General features: G+C 52.4%; 12 protein-coding genes. 6 read left to right on the top strand and 6 right to left on the bottom strand.

Annotated elements, in window-relative coordinates; genetic code table 11:
• Window positions 1–70 precede the first annotated feature (70 nt).
• On the bottom strand, window positions 71–958 hold the full coding sequence (yghX, locus tag ACO7SM_RS03250; RefSeq protein ID WP_490469666.1) for a YghX family hydrolase: 888 nt from the start codon (window positions 956–958) through the stop codon (window positions 71–73).
• 156 nt (window positions 959–1114) lie between these two features.
• Here yghX and ACO7SM_RS03245 point away from each other — a divergent pair, with 156 nt between their 5' ends.
• The gene (locus ACO7SM_RS03245; RefSeq protein WP_490469665.1) at window positions 1115–2155 is read left to right on the top strand and encodes an aldo/keto reductase; all 1041 of its coding nucleotides are present in this window, start codon (window positions 1115–1117) and stop codon (window positions 2153–2155) included.
• Window positions 2156–2322: 167 nt separating this feature from the next.
• Here the strand turns inward: ACO7SM_RS03245 and mscS are convergent, their stop codons facing one another.
• The 3 genes from mscS to exbB all read right to left on the bottom strand — a co-directional run bounded on the left by mscS (window position 2323) and on the right by exbB (window position 4825).
• Window positions 2323–3240 (bottom strand): small-conductance mechanosensitive channel MscS, encoded by a 918-nt coding sequence (gene mscS, locus ACO7SM_RS03240; protein WP_490469664.1) that lies wholly within the window; start codon window positions 3238–3240, stop codon window positions 2323–2325.
• A gap of 418 nt (window positions 3241–3658) precedes the next feature.
• Window positions 3659–4084, bottom strand: a complete 426-nt coding sequence (gene exbD / locus ACO7SM_RS03235; RefSeq protein WP_162379505.1) for a TonB system transport protein ExbD — start codon at window positions 4082–4084, stop codon at window positions 3659–3661.
• Window positions 4085–4090: 6 nt separating this feature from the next.
• Window positions 4091–4825 (bottom strand): tol-pal system-associated acyl-CoA thioesterase, encoded by a 735-nt coding sequence (gene exbB / locus ACO7SM_RS03230; protein WP_490469663.1) that lies wholly within the window; start codon window positions 4823–4825, stop codon window positions 4091–4093.
• A gap of 253 nt (window positions 4826–5078) precedes the next feature.
• Here exbB and metC point away from each other — a divergent pair, with 253 nt between their 5' ends.
• Entirely contained in the window at window positions 5079–6266 is a 1188-nt protein-coding gene (metC, locus tag ACO7SM_RS03225) for a cystathionine beta-lyase (RefSeq protein ID WP_490469662.1), read from the top strand.
• 131 nt (window positions 6267–6397) lie between these two features.
• Complete coding sequence (gene yghB / locus ACO7SM_RS03220; protein WP_490469661.1) at window positions 6398–7057, top strand: DedA family general envelope maintenance protein YghB; 660 nt, start codon at window positions 6398–6400, stop codon at window positions 7055–7057.
• Window positions 7058–7096: 39 nt separating this feature from the next.
• Here yghB and ACO7SM_RS03215 read toward each other — a convergent pair whose 3' ends face one another.
• Window positions 7097–7996 carry an AraC family transcriptional regulator gene (locus ACO7SM_RS03215; protein ID WP_490469660.1) on the bottom strand — a complete coding sequence of 300 codons (900 nt, stop codon included), beginning with the start codon at window positions 7994–7996 and terminating at the stop codon, window positions 7097–7099.
• 193 nt (window positions 7997–8189) lie between these two features.
• Between ACO7SM_RS03215 and yqhD the strand changes: the two genes are divergently transcribed.
• The 3 genes from yqhD to ACO7SM_RS03200 all read left to right on the top strand — a co-directional run bounded on the left by yqhD (window position 8190) and on the right by ACO7SM_RS03200 (window position 11935).
• Complete coding sequence (yqhD, locus tag ACO7SM_RS03210) at window positions 8190–9353, top strand: alcohol dehydrogenase (protein ID WP_490469659.1); 1164 nt, start codon at window positions 8190–8192, stop codon at window positions 9351–9353.
• A 104-nt stretch (window positions 9354–9457) separates the two neighbouring features.
• Window positions 9458–10285: a 2,5-didehydrogluconate reductase DkgA gene (gene dkgA, locus ACO7SM_RS03205; RefSeq protein ID WP_490469658.1), complete on the top strand. Its 828-nt coding sequence runs from the start codon at window positions 9458–9460 to the stop codon at window positions 10283–10285.
• Between the two features lie 174 nt (window positions 10286–10459).
• Window positions 10460–11935, top strand: coding sequence for a DASS family sodium-coupled anion symporter (locus ACO7SM_RS03200; RefSeq protein WP_490469657.1), 1476 nt, complete (start codon window positions 10460–10462; stop codon window positions 11933–11935).
• A 98-nt stretch (window positions 11936–12033) separates the two neighbouring features.
• Here the strand turns inward: ACO7SM_RS03200 and ACO7SM_RS03195 are convergent, their stop codons facing one another.
• On the bottom strand, window positions 12034–14253 hold the full coding sequence (locus tag ACO7SM_RS03195; RefSeq protein ID WP_490469656.1) for a YgiQ family radical SAM protein: 2220 nt from the start codon (window positions 14251–14253) through the stop codon (window positions 12034–12036).
• Window positions 14254–14324 lie beyond the last annotated feature (71 nt).

The following is a 14324-nucleotide window of genomic DNA, read 5'->3' as shown; positions in this document are numbered from 1 at the left end:
ATGCTAGTGGAATGGGAAACTATTATTATTCAATATTTGGTCTTAATACTTATAAGCAGACTCATACCTTTCAGCGTAAATACTTTTCGAACCAGGCCAATGTACGCTGCCAGGCAAGATCGGCGGCAGATTTGTCATAACGTGGCGTCGAATCATTGTGAAAACCGTGATTTACCCCAGGATAAATATAGGCTTCAAAGACGTTATTATTGGCTTTAAGCGCCGTTTCATAGGCGGGCCACCCTTCATTAATCCGCGTATCCAGAGCGGCATAGTGTAATAACAAAGGCGCGTTGATTTTGGGGACATCTGACGCCGGAACCTGGCGACCATAAAACGGAACCGCGCAGGCCAACTCCGGATATGCTACCGCCGCCGCATTCGATACCCCGCCGCCATAGCAAAAGCCGGTGATACCGACCTTACCCGTCGCCGCCGGATGGCGATGCATAAACTCAATAGCGGCAAAAAAGTCATTCATTAATTTTGTGGGGTCAACCTGTTGTTGCAGCTCCCGACCTTTATCATCGTTGCCTGGGTAACCGCCCACAGAACTCAGGCCATCTGGTGCCAGTGCAATGTATCCGGCCTTTGCCACTCGCCGCGCCACATCTTCTATATAGGGATTCAATCCCCGATTCTCATGAACCACCACCACCGCGGGCGTTTTACCTTCAGCTTTTGCGGGCCTGACCAGATACCCGCGCACGTCGCCATGCCCGTTCGGTGACGGATAGGTAATGTATTCCGGCACAATATCCGGGTCGGTAAATTCCACCTGCACCGCCAGTGCATAATTCGGTTTCAGCAGGTTAAACAGCGCAAGCGCCGTCACACCCCCCACCGCGTACTTCGCGGCGAGGTTGAGAAACTCACGTTTGGATATCTTTCCATGCGCATAGTAGTCGTAGTAATCGAGCAGTTCTTGCGGAAAATCTTTGGCAGTTAGTCTTGGCATACCGTCACTCCGGCACAGATGTTTTTTTAAGCAAAGCATAGCCGCGTATTTTTGCCCAATATTTCATCCCAATGTGACCTGGCGAACGGGACTGTTCTGACACAATCGCTAGAATAGAAACGTTGTTTTGAAATCCAACAGCCTTAAGGAGATTGCATGACCTGGTTAGCTAACCCTGAACGTTATGAGCAAATGCTTTATCGCTATTGTGGGAGAAGTGGCTTGCGTTTGCCCGCGCTGTCACTGGGCTTGTGGCACAGTTTCGGTCACGTTCACGCGCTGGATTCACAGCAAGCCCTGCTGCGTAAGGCATTTGATTTAGGTATCACCCATTTTGATTTGGCCAATAACTATGGGCCGCCTCCGGGCAGCGCAGAGGAAAATTTTGGTCGCCTGTTGCGCCGCGATTTTGCGAATCATCGTGATGAACTGATTATCTCCACCAAGGCCGGATACGACATGTGGCCGGGTCCTTATGGCGCTGGCGGTTCACGTAAATACCTGCTGGCGAGTCTCGATCAAAGTTTGCAACGTATGGGACTGGATTACGTCGATATCTTCTATTCACACCGGGTCGATGAAAATACGCCGATGGAAGAGACGGCTTCTGCGCTGGCTCAGGCGGTACAAAGCGGGAAGGCGCTGTATGTCGGCATCTCCTCATACTCGCCCGAACGAACTCAACAGATGGCCGACCTGCTGCGCGAATGGAAGATCCCGCTGCTTATCCATCAACCTTCCTACAACCTGTTAAACCGTTGGGTTGATAAAAGCGGGCTGTTAAATACGCTGGAAGCCAACGGGACAGGCTGTATCGCCTTTACCCCGCTCGCCCAGGGGTTGCTCACGGGAAAATACCTGAACGGTATCCCGGAAGGTTCCCGCATGCAGCGTGAAGGGAAAAAGGCCCGCGGCCTGACGGAGAACATGCTCACCGAAGAGAATATTACCAGCCTGCGTCTGCTCAACGAGATGGCGCAACAGCGCGGACAGTCGATGGCGCAAATGGCATTAAGCTGGCTGCTGAAGGATTCCCGGGTCACATCCGTACTGATTGGAGCCAGTCGCCCTGAACAACTGGAAGAGAACGTTCAGGCGCTGAATAACCTGACGTTCACTCCTGAAGAACTCACGCAGATTGATAAGCATGTTGCGGATGGCAAACTGAATCTGTGGCAAGCATCATCAGATAAGTAAAGACATTGCGCCGGCTGAGCAGCAGCATCCCCCGGATGGCGGTAGAGATACCTCGCGTTAGGGAAGGTTTGCATGTCTGCTCACTGGCGCCACCGCGCTACCATCAACGGGTGGCGGTGATGCGCCAGGGCAGGGTTTTCAGTAAAGGAATTACCGGGATTGTGCGTTTACTGCAACGAGTCTTTTAATCTCAGTGTTGCATCAGGCAAATCGAGCCGCTGTAACGGGTTCGACGCTTTGGCGGCAATATTCTGGACACGAATATCCATCTGCGGATACGGCAAGTCGATATGGTTGGCATCCATTGCCTCTTTGATATTTTCCAGCAGGTCGTAATAGGTGTTCCAGTATTCCGCATTGGGTACCCACACGCGGACATAGAAGTTCAGTGATGAAGCAGCAAGTTCACCTAAGCGGACGGTGGTGCCACGCTGTTGGTCGATACGACTATCCTGCTCAATAATGCGCATAATGACTTTTTTCACATCAGCGATGCAACTGTGGTAGCCAACACCGATGACCAGATCGATACGGCGGTACGGATGCCGGGAATAGTTGATGATATTGTCGGCAATAATTTTACCGTTGGGAATCACAATCTCTTTGCTGTCACCGGTCAATAACGTGGTGGAAAATATATGGACTTTCTCCACCGTCCCGATTACAACACCAATTTGTACAATTTCACCCGCACGAAAGGGGCGCAAAGAAACCAACATTACGCCTGCGGCAAAATTAGACAATGAACTTTGCAATGCCAGGCCAATTGCCAGACCTGCTGCGCCAATTACCGCAATGATGGAAGAGGTTTCAATGCCGACGCGACCCAATGCGGCGACAATGAAAAACGCGAGCGTAATGTAGCGAACCAGGGCGGTAAAAAACTGCACGATGGTGATATCGACTTTACGTTTTAATAGCAGGTTCTCCAGCCCACGAGCGAGAAGGCGAGAAAAAAGTTTGCCTATAAACAATAAGATAATGGCGGCAATGATGCTCCAGCCAAACTGGATAACCGCTTCACTGTGCCCGGAAACCCACTCAATGCTTTCTCTTATTTTTGGGAATAATGTATAGCCACTCATGGTATTACCTTGTTATATTTAAAATATATATATTGAGCTTAATAAAAATAAAATAATATATGCAAATTAATAATACATATATCAGTTATATTTTTATTTATTATGAATTAGTGTTTTTATCTGTGTTTGATTTTTTTATGCCAAATAAACAGCAACGTTAAAAATCTGCCGAATGGTGCGGCGAATAATAAAGAAAAGATTGTGTAATTGTGCGGAATAAAGGACGAGCGGTTGATGTGATAAGTTATGGCGCAGGCAAAAGGTCGTGAGATGGAGATCTCAAATCCCTTAGCGAAAGTGTGTGGGGGGAGTTTTCAAGGACAACGCTGAGTAGGGTTGTGCCAGGCGACGATGCCTGCCCGACCAACAACCCGCAGAAAGCAGGCCGGACAGGCCCAGGCACCGTCCGGCAAAACGATTACTTCGCTTTTGCGACCTCTTCGCCAACCAAACCAATTTTCAGGTAACCCGCCTGATGCAGCGAGTCCATTACCTTCATCATGGTTTCGTAATCAACCGTTTTATCGGCGCGGAAGAAGATCGTGGTGTCTTTCTTTCCTTCGGTCAACGTATTGAGCGCGTTGATCATGGTTTCATCCGTGACCTGATCGTTGCCGATGAACATGGAGTTATCGGCCTTCACAGACAGGTAAATCGGTTTTTCCGGACGAGGTTGCGGCACACTGGAGGAGGCAGGCAAATTCACCTTCACATCCACCGTCGCCAGGGGCGCAGCCACCATAAAGATGATCAGCAGAACCAGCATAACGTCGATAAACGGCGTCACGTTGATTTCATGCATTTCACCGTTATCGTCCAGGTTTTCGTTAAGACGCATTGCCATGAAGCATTATCCTACACGTAATTTCTGCGCGGTACGTACCGGCTGAGCGGAGACACTCGCGTTCAAATCCAGATCACGGCTTTGCAGCAACAGCACCTGTGCCGCCACGTCGCCCAGCATCGCTTTATAGCCGCCAATCTGGCGTGCAAAGACGTTGTAGATAACCACCGCAGGAATAGCCGCCACCAGACCAATCGCCGTCGCCAAAAGTGCTTCTGCGATACCCGGAGCCACGACAGCAAGGTTAGTGGTTTGCGTTTGTGCGATACCGATGAAGCTGTTCATGATGCCCCATACCGTACCGAACAGACCCACAAAAGGAGAGATCGCACCGATAGTCGCCAGATAGCCGTTGCCCCGTCCCATATGACGACCCACGGCTGCGACGCGGCGTTCCAGACGGAACCCAGTACGCTCTTTAATACCTTCGTTGTCTTCACTGCCTTCTGACAGTTCAAGTTCGTTTTGCGCTTCGTTAATCAACATCGCGCTATAACTTTTTGCGTCAAATTCAGAAGCGATATCGCTTGCCTGATCCAAAGAACGGGCTTCAGCCAGTTGCTCCTGCTCACGCTTGAGTCGGCGCTTCTGCGTGAAATGTTCAACGCTTTTGCTGAAGAAGATAGCCCAGGTGACCACTGACGCCAGAATCAGACCAATCATCACGCACTTAACCACAATGTCGGCGTGCTGATACATACCCCAGACGGAAAGATCCGTCTGCATCAAATTATTACCCACTCTGTATCTCCAGGACGCAAATCACAAAATCTGAGCGTAATAATATCAAAACGACGTCGAATTGATAGTCGTTCTCATTACTATTTACATATTGCCGCACCTTTGGTTTCTTTTCCTTGCGCTTACGCAGTAAAAAAGTCACGAGAGGTTATTTTGATAAAATTTTCTGCTTTATCGCCATTCCTCTGGATGCGCGGTGCCGCATTCATGTTAGTTTAGACATCCAGACGTATAAAAAAACAGGTCGTGCGACATGGCAAAAAAACACCTTGATACCCAATTTGTGAATGCAGGGCGCAGTAAAAAGTACACCCTGGGATCGGTAAACAGCGTGATTCAGCGCGCGTCTTCACTGGTATTCGAGACAGTCGAAGCGAAAAAACACGCCACTCACAACCGCGCCAACGGCGAGCTTTTCTATGGCCGTCGCGGAACGTTGACCCATTTCTCTCTCCAGGAAGCAATGTGCGAACTGGAGGGCGGCGTCGGATGCGCCCTGTTCCCCTGCGGCGCGGCGGCCGTCGCCAACACCATTTTGGCTTTCGTCGAACAGGGCGATCATGTGCTGATGACCAACACAGCCTATGAGCCAAGCCAGGATTTCTGCACCAAAATTCTCGCCAAACTCGGTGTGAGCACCGGCTGGTTCGACCCCATGGTCGGCGCCGATATCATAAAACACATTCAGCCCAACACCCGAATCGTTTTCCTGGAATCGCCGGGCTCCATCACAATGGAAGTCCATGACATCCCAGCGATTGTTGAAGCCGTCAGACGCGTTGCGCCGGATGCGATTATCATGATGGATAACACCTGGGCCGCCGGGGTGCTGTTTAAAGCGCTGGATTTTGGAATCGATATCTCTATTCAGGCAGGGACAAAATATCTGATTGGTCACTCTGACGCGATGGTCGGCACGGCCGTTTCCAACGCCCGCTGCTGGGAACAACTGCGTGAGAATGCCTATCTGATGGGGCAAATGCTGGATGCCGACACGGCGTACATGACCAGCCGCGGTTTACGTACCCTGGGCGTGCGCCTGCGTCAGCATCATGAAAGCAGCCTGAAAGTGGCTGAATGGCTGGCAAACCACCCCCAAGTGGCGCGCGTCAATCACCCTGCGCTCCCTGGCAGCAAAGGCCATGAATTCTGGAAGCGCGATTTTACCGGCAGCAGCGGTTTGTTTTCATTTGTCCTGAATAAAAAGCTCAATAATAACGAGATGTCAGCCTACCTCGACAACTTCAGCCTGTTCAGCATGGCCTACTCATGGGGTGGCTTTGAATCCTTGATTCTGGCGAATCAGCCTGAACATATTGCCGCCATTCGCCCGGAAGGCGTGGTGGATTTCAGCGGAACACTTATTCGCTTACATATTGGTTTAGAAAATGTTGACGATCTTATTGAGGATTTAGCCGCAGGATTTGCCCGGATCGTGTAAAATTGCCGCCAATGGACATAATTGCAGACACTTCCAGCAGAAAAGTCTGTGTTTGTTGCGTCCGGGATCAAAGCGTCCCGGGCAATTCGAGAGTACAATAGGCACTTAAACGCGGTTCCACAGGAAAGTCCATGGCTGTCATTCAAGATATTATCGCTGCGCTCTGGCAACACGATTTTGCTGCGCTGGCGGATCCACACGTTGTTAGCGTTGTCTACTTTGTGATGTTTGCCACGCTGTTTTTAGAAAACGGCCTGCTGCCTGCATCCTTTTTACCCGGAGACAGCCTGCTGATACTGGCAGGAGCGCTGATTGCACAAGGAGTGATGGACTTTGTACCCACCGTGGCTATTTTAACCGCGGCGGCCAGTCTGGGCTGTTGGCTCAGCTATATTCAGGGTCGATGGCTGGGAAATACCCACACGGTGAAAGGCTGGCTGGCTCAGCTACCGTCCAAATACCATCAACGCGCCACCTGTATGTTCGACCGACACGGCCTTCTGGCCCTGCTCGTTGGGCGCTTTTTGGCGTTTGTTCGCACGCTGTTGCCCACAATGGCGGGAATTTCCGGCCTCTCTAACCGCAGATTCCAGTTTTTTAACTGGCTGAGCGGACTGCTGTGGGTTGGCGTGGTGACCAGTTTTGGCTATGCGCTTAGCATGATCCCCTTCGTCAAACGCCATGAAGATCAGGTGATGACGTTTTTAATGATCCTGCCGGTTGCCCTGCTGACCGCGGGTTTGCTCGGCACGGTGATCGTCGTCATTAAGAAAAAGTACTGCAACGCCTGAGCCTCTTCTCTTTCCCGGCCTTGCCAGCCGGGAAGTCAATTAACTCCCCTGAAGTGTCCGAATTCGCGCCGCATCCTCACCCGGCGTAACGCCAAAATAACGTTTAAATTCCCGACTGAACTGCGACGCGCTCTCATAGCCTACCCGCATCGCGGCAGCACTCGCTTTCATCCCATCATGAACGATCATCATACGCGCCTTGTGCAGTCGGTAGCTTTTCAGGTATTGCAACGGCGAGGTGCTGGTAACTGATTTAAAATTATGATGGAACGCGGAGACGCTCATATTGGCCTCTGCTGCCAGTTGCTCAACGTTCAGGTTTTCAGTGTACTTATTTTCTATGCGCTTCAGCACGCGGCTAATCAGGCTGAAGTGCGTCTGGCGACTCACCAGCGCCAGCAGCGCTCCCCCACGTGGCCCGGTCAACACGTGGTAAAGTATTTCACGGATGATCTGTTTGCCCAGAATACGCGCATCCAATGGACGTTCCATCACATCTAACAGCCTCTCGGCGGCGCAGAGGATCTCGTCTGACAGCGTGGCGGAGTTAATCCCGCTCGCCGCCATCGACGGCTGGAAGCGATCGTCCTCACCAATATCCATCAGCAGCTCCTGCAGTTGCAGGATATCAACATTCAGACGAATACCGGCCAGCGGGCGTTCTGGCGTCGCATAAGTTTCACATTCAAAGGGTAAAGGTACTGTCAGCAGCAGATATTCATTGGCGTCGTAGCGAAATACGCGCTCATTGATATAACCGATTTTATGTCCGGAGAAGAGAAATATGATGCCAGGCTCATACATCACCGGCGTACGCAGGCCAGGTTCAGTACCATACAGCAAGCGAATATCAGGAAGCCATTCACTGAGTTTCTTCTCATTATTTTTCAGTTGCTTAATTTTATCTGTCAGCAGAAGACAGGTCTCTTCTCGGTTCATAGCGCGCCACTTTGCCATTGGTTTACGACCTCTACATAGTGCGCACTTTTATCCGTTTTCTCCAGCCCTCTGGAGAAATGGGCAAGACATTGGCAGAAATGAGCATTGAGAGGCGCGCCGCTGAAGACCACAATATCCACCATCAGGCAGACATCCACCTGCCCTCTTTTCTACCCATATAAGGGAACGAACAATGAACAATTTTAATCTGCATACCCCAACCCGTATTCTGTTCGGTAAAGGCGCTATCACCGATCTGCGCCAGCAAATTCCGCAGGGCGCTCGTGTGTTAGTCACCTACGGTGGCGGGAGTGTGAAAAAGACCGGCGTTCTGGCTCAGGTACATGACGCCCTCAGCGGTCTTGATGTGCTGGAGTTTGGTGGGATTGAGCCGAACCCGTCGTATGAAACGCTGATGAATGCCGTCAAAATGGTGCGTGAAGAGAAGGTGACTTTCCTGCTGGCTGTGGGGGGAGGCTCCGTGCTGGACGGTACTAAATTTATCGCTGCCGCCGCTCACTACGCAGAAGGCGTCGATCCGTGGCAAATTCTGGAAACCCGTGGCAACGACGTGAAAAGCGCAGTCCCGATGGGCTCCGTTCTGACGCTGCCCGCGACCGGTTCCGAATCGAACTCTGGCGCGGTTATCTCACGTAAAACCACCGGTGATAAGCTGGCGTTTATGACGCCGTTTGTACAGCCGGTCTTTGCTGTGCTGGATCCGGTTTACACCTATACGTTGCCGCCTCGCCAGGTTGCCAACGGCGTCGTCGATGCGTTTGTGCACACGGTAGAACAGTATGTCACCTACCCGGTCGACGGAAAAATTCAGGATCGCTTCGCTGAAGGTATTTTGCTGACGCTGGTTGAAGACGGCCCGAAAGCGCTGCAAGAGCCTGAAAACTATGATGTCCGCGCCAACGTGATGTGGGCGGCGACGCAGGCGTTGAACGGCCTGATTGGCGCCGGTGTTCCTCAGGACTGGGCAACGCACATGCTGGGCCATGAACTCACCGCCATGCACGGCCTCGATCATGCTCAAACACTGGCTATCGTTCTGCCGGCGCTGTGGAATGAAAAACGCGATACCAAACGAGCCAAACTGCTGCAATACGCCGAGCGCGTCTGGAACATTACCGAAGGTTCTGATGACCAGCGTATTGATGCTGCTATCGCCGCCACCCGCAGTTTCTTTGAGCAATTAGGTGTGCCGACCCGCCTCTCGGATTATGGTCTGGATGGCAGCTCTATCCCGGCGTTAGTGGCGAAACTCGAAGCGCACGGCGGTACAAATCTCGGTGAACATCAGGACATTACGCTGGACGTCAGCCGCCGTATTTATGAGGCAGCGCGCTAAGGTTTTTTCGCTTCAGGCTTTCGTTTTCGGGCATTTCGTCCAGACTTAAGTCACACAACCTCACCGGGGCTATGCTCCGGTGAGCTCATATGAAGGAGGAACGCATGGCTACACCAACCATTATCAAGCTTCAGGATGGCAATGTAATGCCGCAACTGGGCCTGGGTGTCTGGAAGGCGAGCAATGAGGAAGTGATCTCCGCCATTCATAAAGCGCTGGAAGTGGGGTACCGCTCAATTGACACTGCTGCTGCGTATAAGAATGAAGAAGGGGTCGGCAACGCGTTAAAAAACGCGGGCATTGCCCGGGAAGAGCTGTTCATCACCACCAAATTGTGGAATGACGATCAGAAACGTCCTTATGAAGCATTGCAGGAAAGCCTGGAAAAACTGCAGCTCGACTACGTGGATCTCTACCTGATGCACTGGCCTGTCCCTGCCATTGATCATTATGTTGAAGCATGGAAAGGAATGATCAACCTGCAAAAGCAGGGGTTGGTGAAAAGCATTGGCGTATGTAACTTTCAGGTCAATCACCTCCAGCGTTTGATTGACGAAACGGGCCTGGCGCCGGTTATCAACCAGATTGAACTACACCCTTTGATGCAGCAGCGCCAACTGCATTCCTGGAATGCCACGCACAAAATCCAGACGGAATCCTGGAGTCCGCTGGCGCAGGGTGGCGAGGGGGTATTTGATCGCCCCATTATTCGCGACCTGGCTGACAAATATGGCAAATCCCCGGCGCAAATTGTGATTCGCTGGCATCTGGACAGCGGTCTGGTGGTTATCCCGAAATCCGTCACGCCTTCACGTATCGCAGAAAACTTTAACGTCTGGGACTTCCGCCTCGATAAAGATGAATTGAGCGAAATTGCCAAACTCGATCAAGGAAAACGTCTGGGGCCAGACCCGGATCAATTCGGCGGTTAACGCATCCACTTTCCTTTTTGAAGCCCGACGTTCTGTCGGGCTTTTTTCATTTTGACATACACCGAAACATTATCCGCCTGATTCTCTGTATATTTCCTGCCAGCTCAGGTGCAGCATTATATTAGTTAACCATTTGGTTACTCATGGAAATTATATTCACCATAACTGATAACAATGTTTTATAGGTGGCTTATTGTGAAGGAAAACAAATCCCAGGGCGTCAAATGGCTCCCGCTTATTATTATTATGTTGATCACCGTCGGACTGTGGCAACTCCCTCCTCCCTCCGGATTAACGGTACCCGCATGGCACTCGGCCATTATCTTTGTCGCCACTATCGCGTCTATTGTTGCAAAAGTACTGCCCATTGGCGCAGTGGGCCTCATTGGCATTACCGTTTTTGCACTCGTCTATGCAGCCGGGGATAAAACCGCCAGTGGCGCGATTACCACGGCACTGAGTGAACTGAACAGTTCGCTGATCTGGCTGATTGTCGTGGCGTTTATGATCGCCCGGGGATTTATCAAAACCGGCCTGGGTCGGCGTATTGCTTTGCAGATGATCCGCCTACTGGGCAAACGTACGCTGGGGCTCGCCTACGGCCTGGCCTGCGCCGACCTGATCCTCTCTCCGGCGATGCCAAGTAACACCGCTCGCTGTGGCGGCGTAATTTATCCTATCGCCGACTCACTGGCGCGCAGCTTTAATTCACGACCCGATGATGAGTCCCGCAGTAAAATCGGCACCTTTCTGATCACCTGTATCGGGAACGTGAATGACGTTACCGCCGCACTCTTCATGACGGGCTACACCGGTAACCTGTTGGCGGTGAAACTGGCGGCAAACGCAGGCGTCACCTTGACCTGGGGAAGCTGGTTTATGGCGGCGCTGCTGCCCTGTCTGGTCTCGCTGCTGCTCGTCCCCCTCCTCGTCTACTGGTTGACCCGACCAGAAATCAAACATACTCCCGATGCCCCCAATATCGCCCGCAAAGAGCTGGCAGAAATGGGAAGCATGACGCGGGGTGAATGGTTGATGCTGGCAACCGTCGGCGTCCTGCTGGTGCTGTGGATTTTTGGTGATGTGCTGGGGGTGGATGCGACAACGGCCTCGTTTGTCGGTCTCTCCATTCTGCTGCTGAGCGGCGTTCTCAGTTGGGAAGACGTCAAAAGCGAGAAAGGCGCATGGGATACGCTGATCTGGTTTGCGGCATTGTTAATGATGGCAAACCAGTTGAAGAAATTAGGTTTCACGACCTGGTTTGGCAATCTGATTGGCGACAGTATCGGCAGCACGATGCAGGGAACCAGTTGGGTAATTGTTCTGCTTATCCTGAATGCCGCCTATTTCTACACCCACTACTTCTTCGCCAGCGGTAACGCTCAGATCGCCGCCCTGTATGCCGTATTCCTGGGGGTTGGCCTGCACCTGAATATCCCGGCGGCGCCGATGGCGTTGATGTTGGCGTTTACCAGCAGCCTGTATTGCTCACTCACCCAGTACACCCACGCACGCGGCCCGATCCTGTTTGGCGCAGGATATGTTCCAACCGGTGTGTGGTGGCGAACGGGATTTGTCATCAGCTTGTTTAATCAGGCGGTCTTTTTGACCGTGGGTCTGGCATGGTGGAAAGTGCTGGGTCTGTACTAAGACGGTGACGCTGGCCGGAGGGTGGTGCAAGTCCCTTCCGACCGTTCATAAAGTAAAACGAAAGCCCGGTCAGCGTTAGCGCTGCCGGGCAATACGGTTTAGCGCCCTGCCGCAGGTTTCGCGCGTTTTTTCGCCCCTTCAGACGGTTTGCGCGACGGCGTTGACGGTGCTTTCTTCGCGCTCGCCGGAGTCTGACGCTGATGCGCCACTGGCGTGTGCTTGGTCAACGCCGGACGCGTATTACGGTTCTGACGACGCGCTTCGCGCATCTCTTCCAGCGTCGGAGACGGAACCAGGCACTCACGGCGACCGCCGATCAGATGCTTTTTACCCATATCTTCCAGCGCCTGACGGATTAATGGCCAGTTAGCCGGATCGTGGTAACGCAGCAGCGCTTTATGCAGACGGCGCTGTTTGTCCCCTTTCGGCACCACCACATCTTCACTCTTATAACCAATTTTACCCAGCGGGTTTTTCCCGGTGTAATACATGGTGGTCGAGTTCGCCAGCGGCGACGGATAGAAGTTCTGCACCTGATCAAGACGGAAACGACGCTGCTTCAGCCACAGCGCGAGATTCACCATATCCTCGTCTCGCGTACCGGGGTGCGCAGAGATGAAGTAAGGGATCAGGTATTGCTCTTTACCCGCCTGTTTCGAATAGGTATCAAACAGTTCCTTAAAGCGGTCATAGCTGCCCATACCCGGCTTCATCATCTTCGACAATGGGCCTTCTTCGGTATGTTCCGGCGCAATCTTCAGGTAGCCGCCGACATGATGGGTCGCCAGCTCTTTGATATAACGCGGGTCTTCAACGGCGATGTCATAACGTACCCCGGAGGCGATCAGGATCTTCTTGATGCCCTTCAGATCGCGAGCGCGGCGATAAAGGTTAATCGTCGGCTCATGATTGGTGTCCATATGCGGGCAAATATCCGGATAAACGCACGACAGACGGCGACAGGTTTGCTCCGCGCGCGGTGACTTACAGCGCAACATATACATGTTCGCCGTGGGGCCGCCGAGGTCAGAAATGATGCCCGTAAAGCCTGGAACGGTGTCGCGGATCGCTTCGATCTCATTGATGATCGAATCTTCCGAACGGCTCTGAATAATGCGCCCTTCGTGTTCCGTTATCGAACAGAAGGAACAACCGCCAAAGCAACCACGCATGATGTTGATCGAAAAACGGATCATCTCATACGCCGGGATACGGCTGTCGCCATATGCCGGGTGCGGCACGCGCTTATACGGCAGAGCAAAAACGCTGTCCATCTCTTCAGTCGAAAGCGGTATGGCCGGCGGGTTGATCCAGATATAGCGATCGCCATGTTTTTGCATCAGCGCGCGCGCACAGCCTGGGTTGGTTTCATGGTGCAAAATACGCGAAGCATGCGCATACAGGACTTTGTCGCCCTTCACCTTCTCAAAAGATGGCAGCAGCACGTAGGTTTTCTCCCACGGCTTCGGACGCGGCGGCTGCACAGTGACTGCTTTTGCTTCCTGCTTTTTCGGTGCTACCGGCTTGTTATCGGCGCACGGCAAATCTTCACCATACGGATGCGGGATGGGATCGATTTTACCCGGCGTGTCCAGACGCGTGGAATCCACGCCGCTCCAGCCCGGCAGTGCTTCTTTAACCATAATCGCGGTGTTACGCACATCACGGATCTGGTCGATGGTTTCTCCCATCGCCAGACGGTGCGCAACTTCTACCAGCGGGCGCTCACCGTTACCGAACATCAGCATGTCGGCTTTGGAGTCCACCAGTACCGAGCGGCGCACGGTATCCGACCAGTAATCGTAGTGCGCGGTGCGACGCAGACTGGCTTCAATGCCACCGAGGATCACCGGCACATCTTTCCACGCTTCTCTACAACGCTGGGTATAGACCAGCGTAGCGCGATCCGGGCGTTTGCCCGCCACGTTATCCGGGGTATAGGCATCATCATGGCGCAGTCGACGATCGGCGGTATAGCGGTTGATCATCGAGTCCATGTTGCCCGCGGTTACGCCGAAAAACAGGTTCGGTTTGCCCAAACGCATAAAGTCGTCTTTGCTGTTCCAGTCTGGCTGAGCAATGATGCCGACACGAAATCCTTGCGATTCCAGCATACGACCACAAATCGCCATACCAAAACTCGGATGATCGACATACGCATCGCCGGTAACCAAAATAATGTCGCAGCTATCCCAGCCAAGTTGGTCCATTTCGTCGCGTGACATCGGCAAAAAAGGTGCGGGACCAAAACAGGCTGCCCAGTACTGAGGCCAGGAGAAAAGGTCTCTGTCTGGCTGGATCAGGGATATTGCGCTCATAACACTTCCAAAAATGGTAAAAAAATAATCAAAGGCCGGCGATTATAAGCCGGAACGAATGAGAAATCGAA

The sequence above is a fragment of the Citrobacter sp. LJND-P06 genome (genome assembly GCF_058188415.1).
The sequence above is the reverse complement of the archived record's forward strand: the minus strand, read 5'-3'. Positions and strand labels throughout refer to the sequence as shown.

Excerpts from the sequence above, each read along its gene's own strand:
- yghB (WP_490469661.1), top strand. The coding sequence starts at position 6,398 with ATGGCTGTCATTCAAGATATTATCGCTGCGCTCTGGCAACACGATTTT.
- dkgA (WP_490469658.1), top strand. The coding sequence starts at position 9,458 with ATGGCTACACCAACCATTATCAAGCTTCAGGATGGCAATGTAATGCCG.
- ACO7SM_RS03200 (WP_490469657.1), top strand. The coding sequence starts at position 10,460 with ATGTTTTATAGGTGGCTTATTGTGAAGGAAAACAAATCCCAGGGCGTC.
- yghX (WP_490469666.1), bottom strand. The coding sequence starts at position 958 with ATGCCAAGACTAACTGCCAAAGATTTTCCGCAAGAACTGCTCGATTAC.
- yqhD (WP_490469659.1), top strand. The coding sequence starts at position 8,190 with ATGAACAATTTTAATCTGCATACCCCAACCCGTATTCTGTTCGGTAAA.
- ACO7SM_RS03245 (WP_490469665.1), top strand. The coding sequence starts at position 1,115 with ATGACCTGGTTAGCTAACCCTGAACGTTATGAGCAAATGCTTTATCGC.
- ACO7SM_RS03195 (WP_490469656.1), bottom strand. The coding sequence starts at position 14,253 with ATGAGCGCAATATCCCTGATCCAGCCAGACAGAGACCTTTTCTCCTGG.
- exbD (WP_162379505.1), bottom strand. The coding sequence starts at position 4,084 with ATGGCAATGCGTCTTAACGAAAACCTGGACGATAACGGTGAAATGCAT.
- mscS (WP_490469664.1), bottom strand. The coding sequence starts at position 3,240 with ATGAGTGGCTATACATTATTCCCAAAAATAAGAGAAAGCATTGAGTGG.
- ACO7SM_RS03215 (WP_490469660.1), bottom strand. The coding sequence starts at position 7,996 with ATGAACCGAGAAGAGACCTGTCTTCTGCTGACAGATAAAATTAAGCAA.
- metC (WP_490469662.1), top strand. The coding sequence starts at position 5,079 with ATGGCAAAAAAACACCTTGATACCCAATTTGTGAATGCAGGGCGCAGT.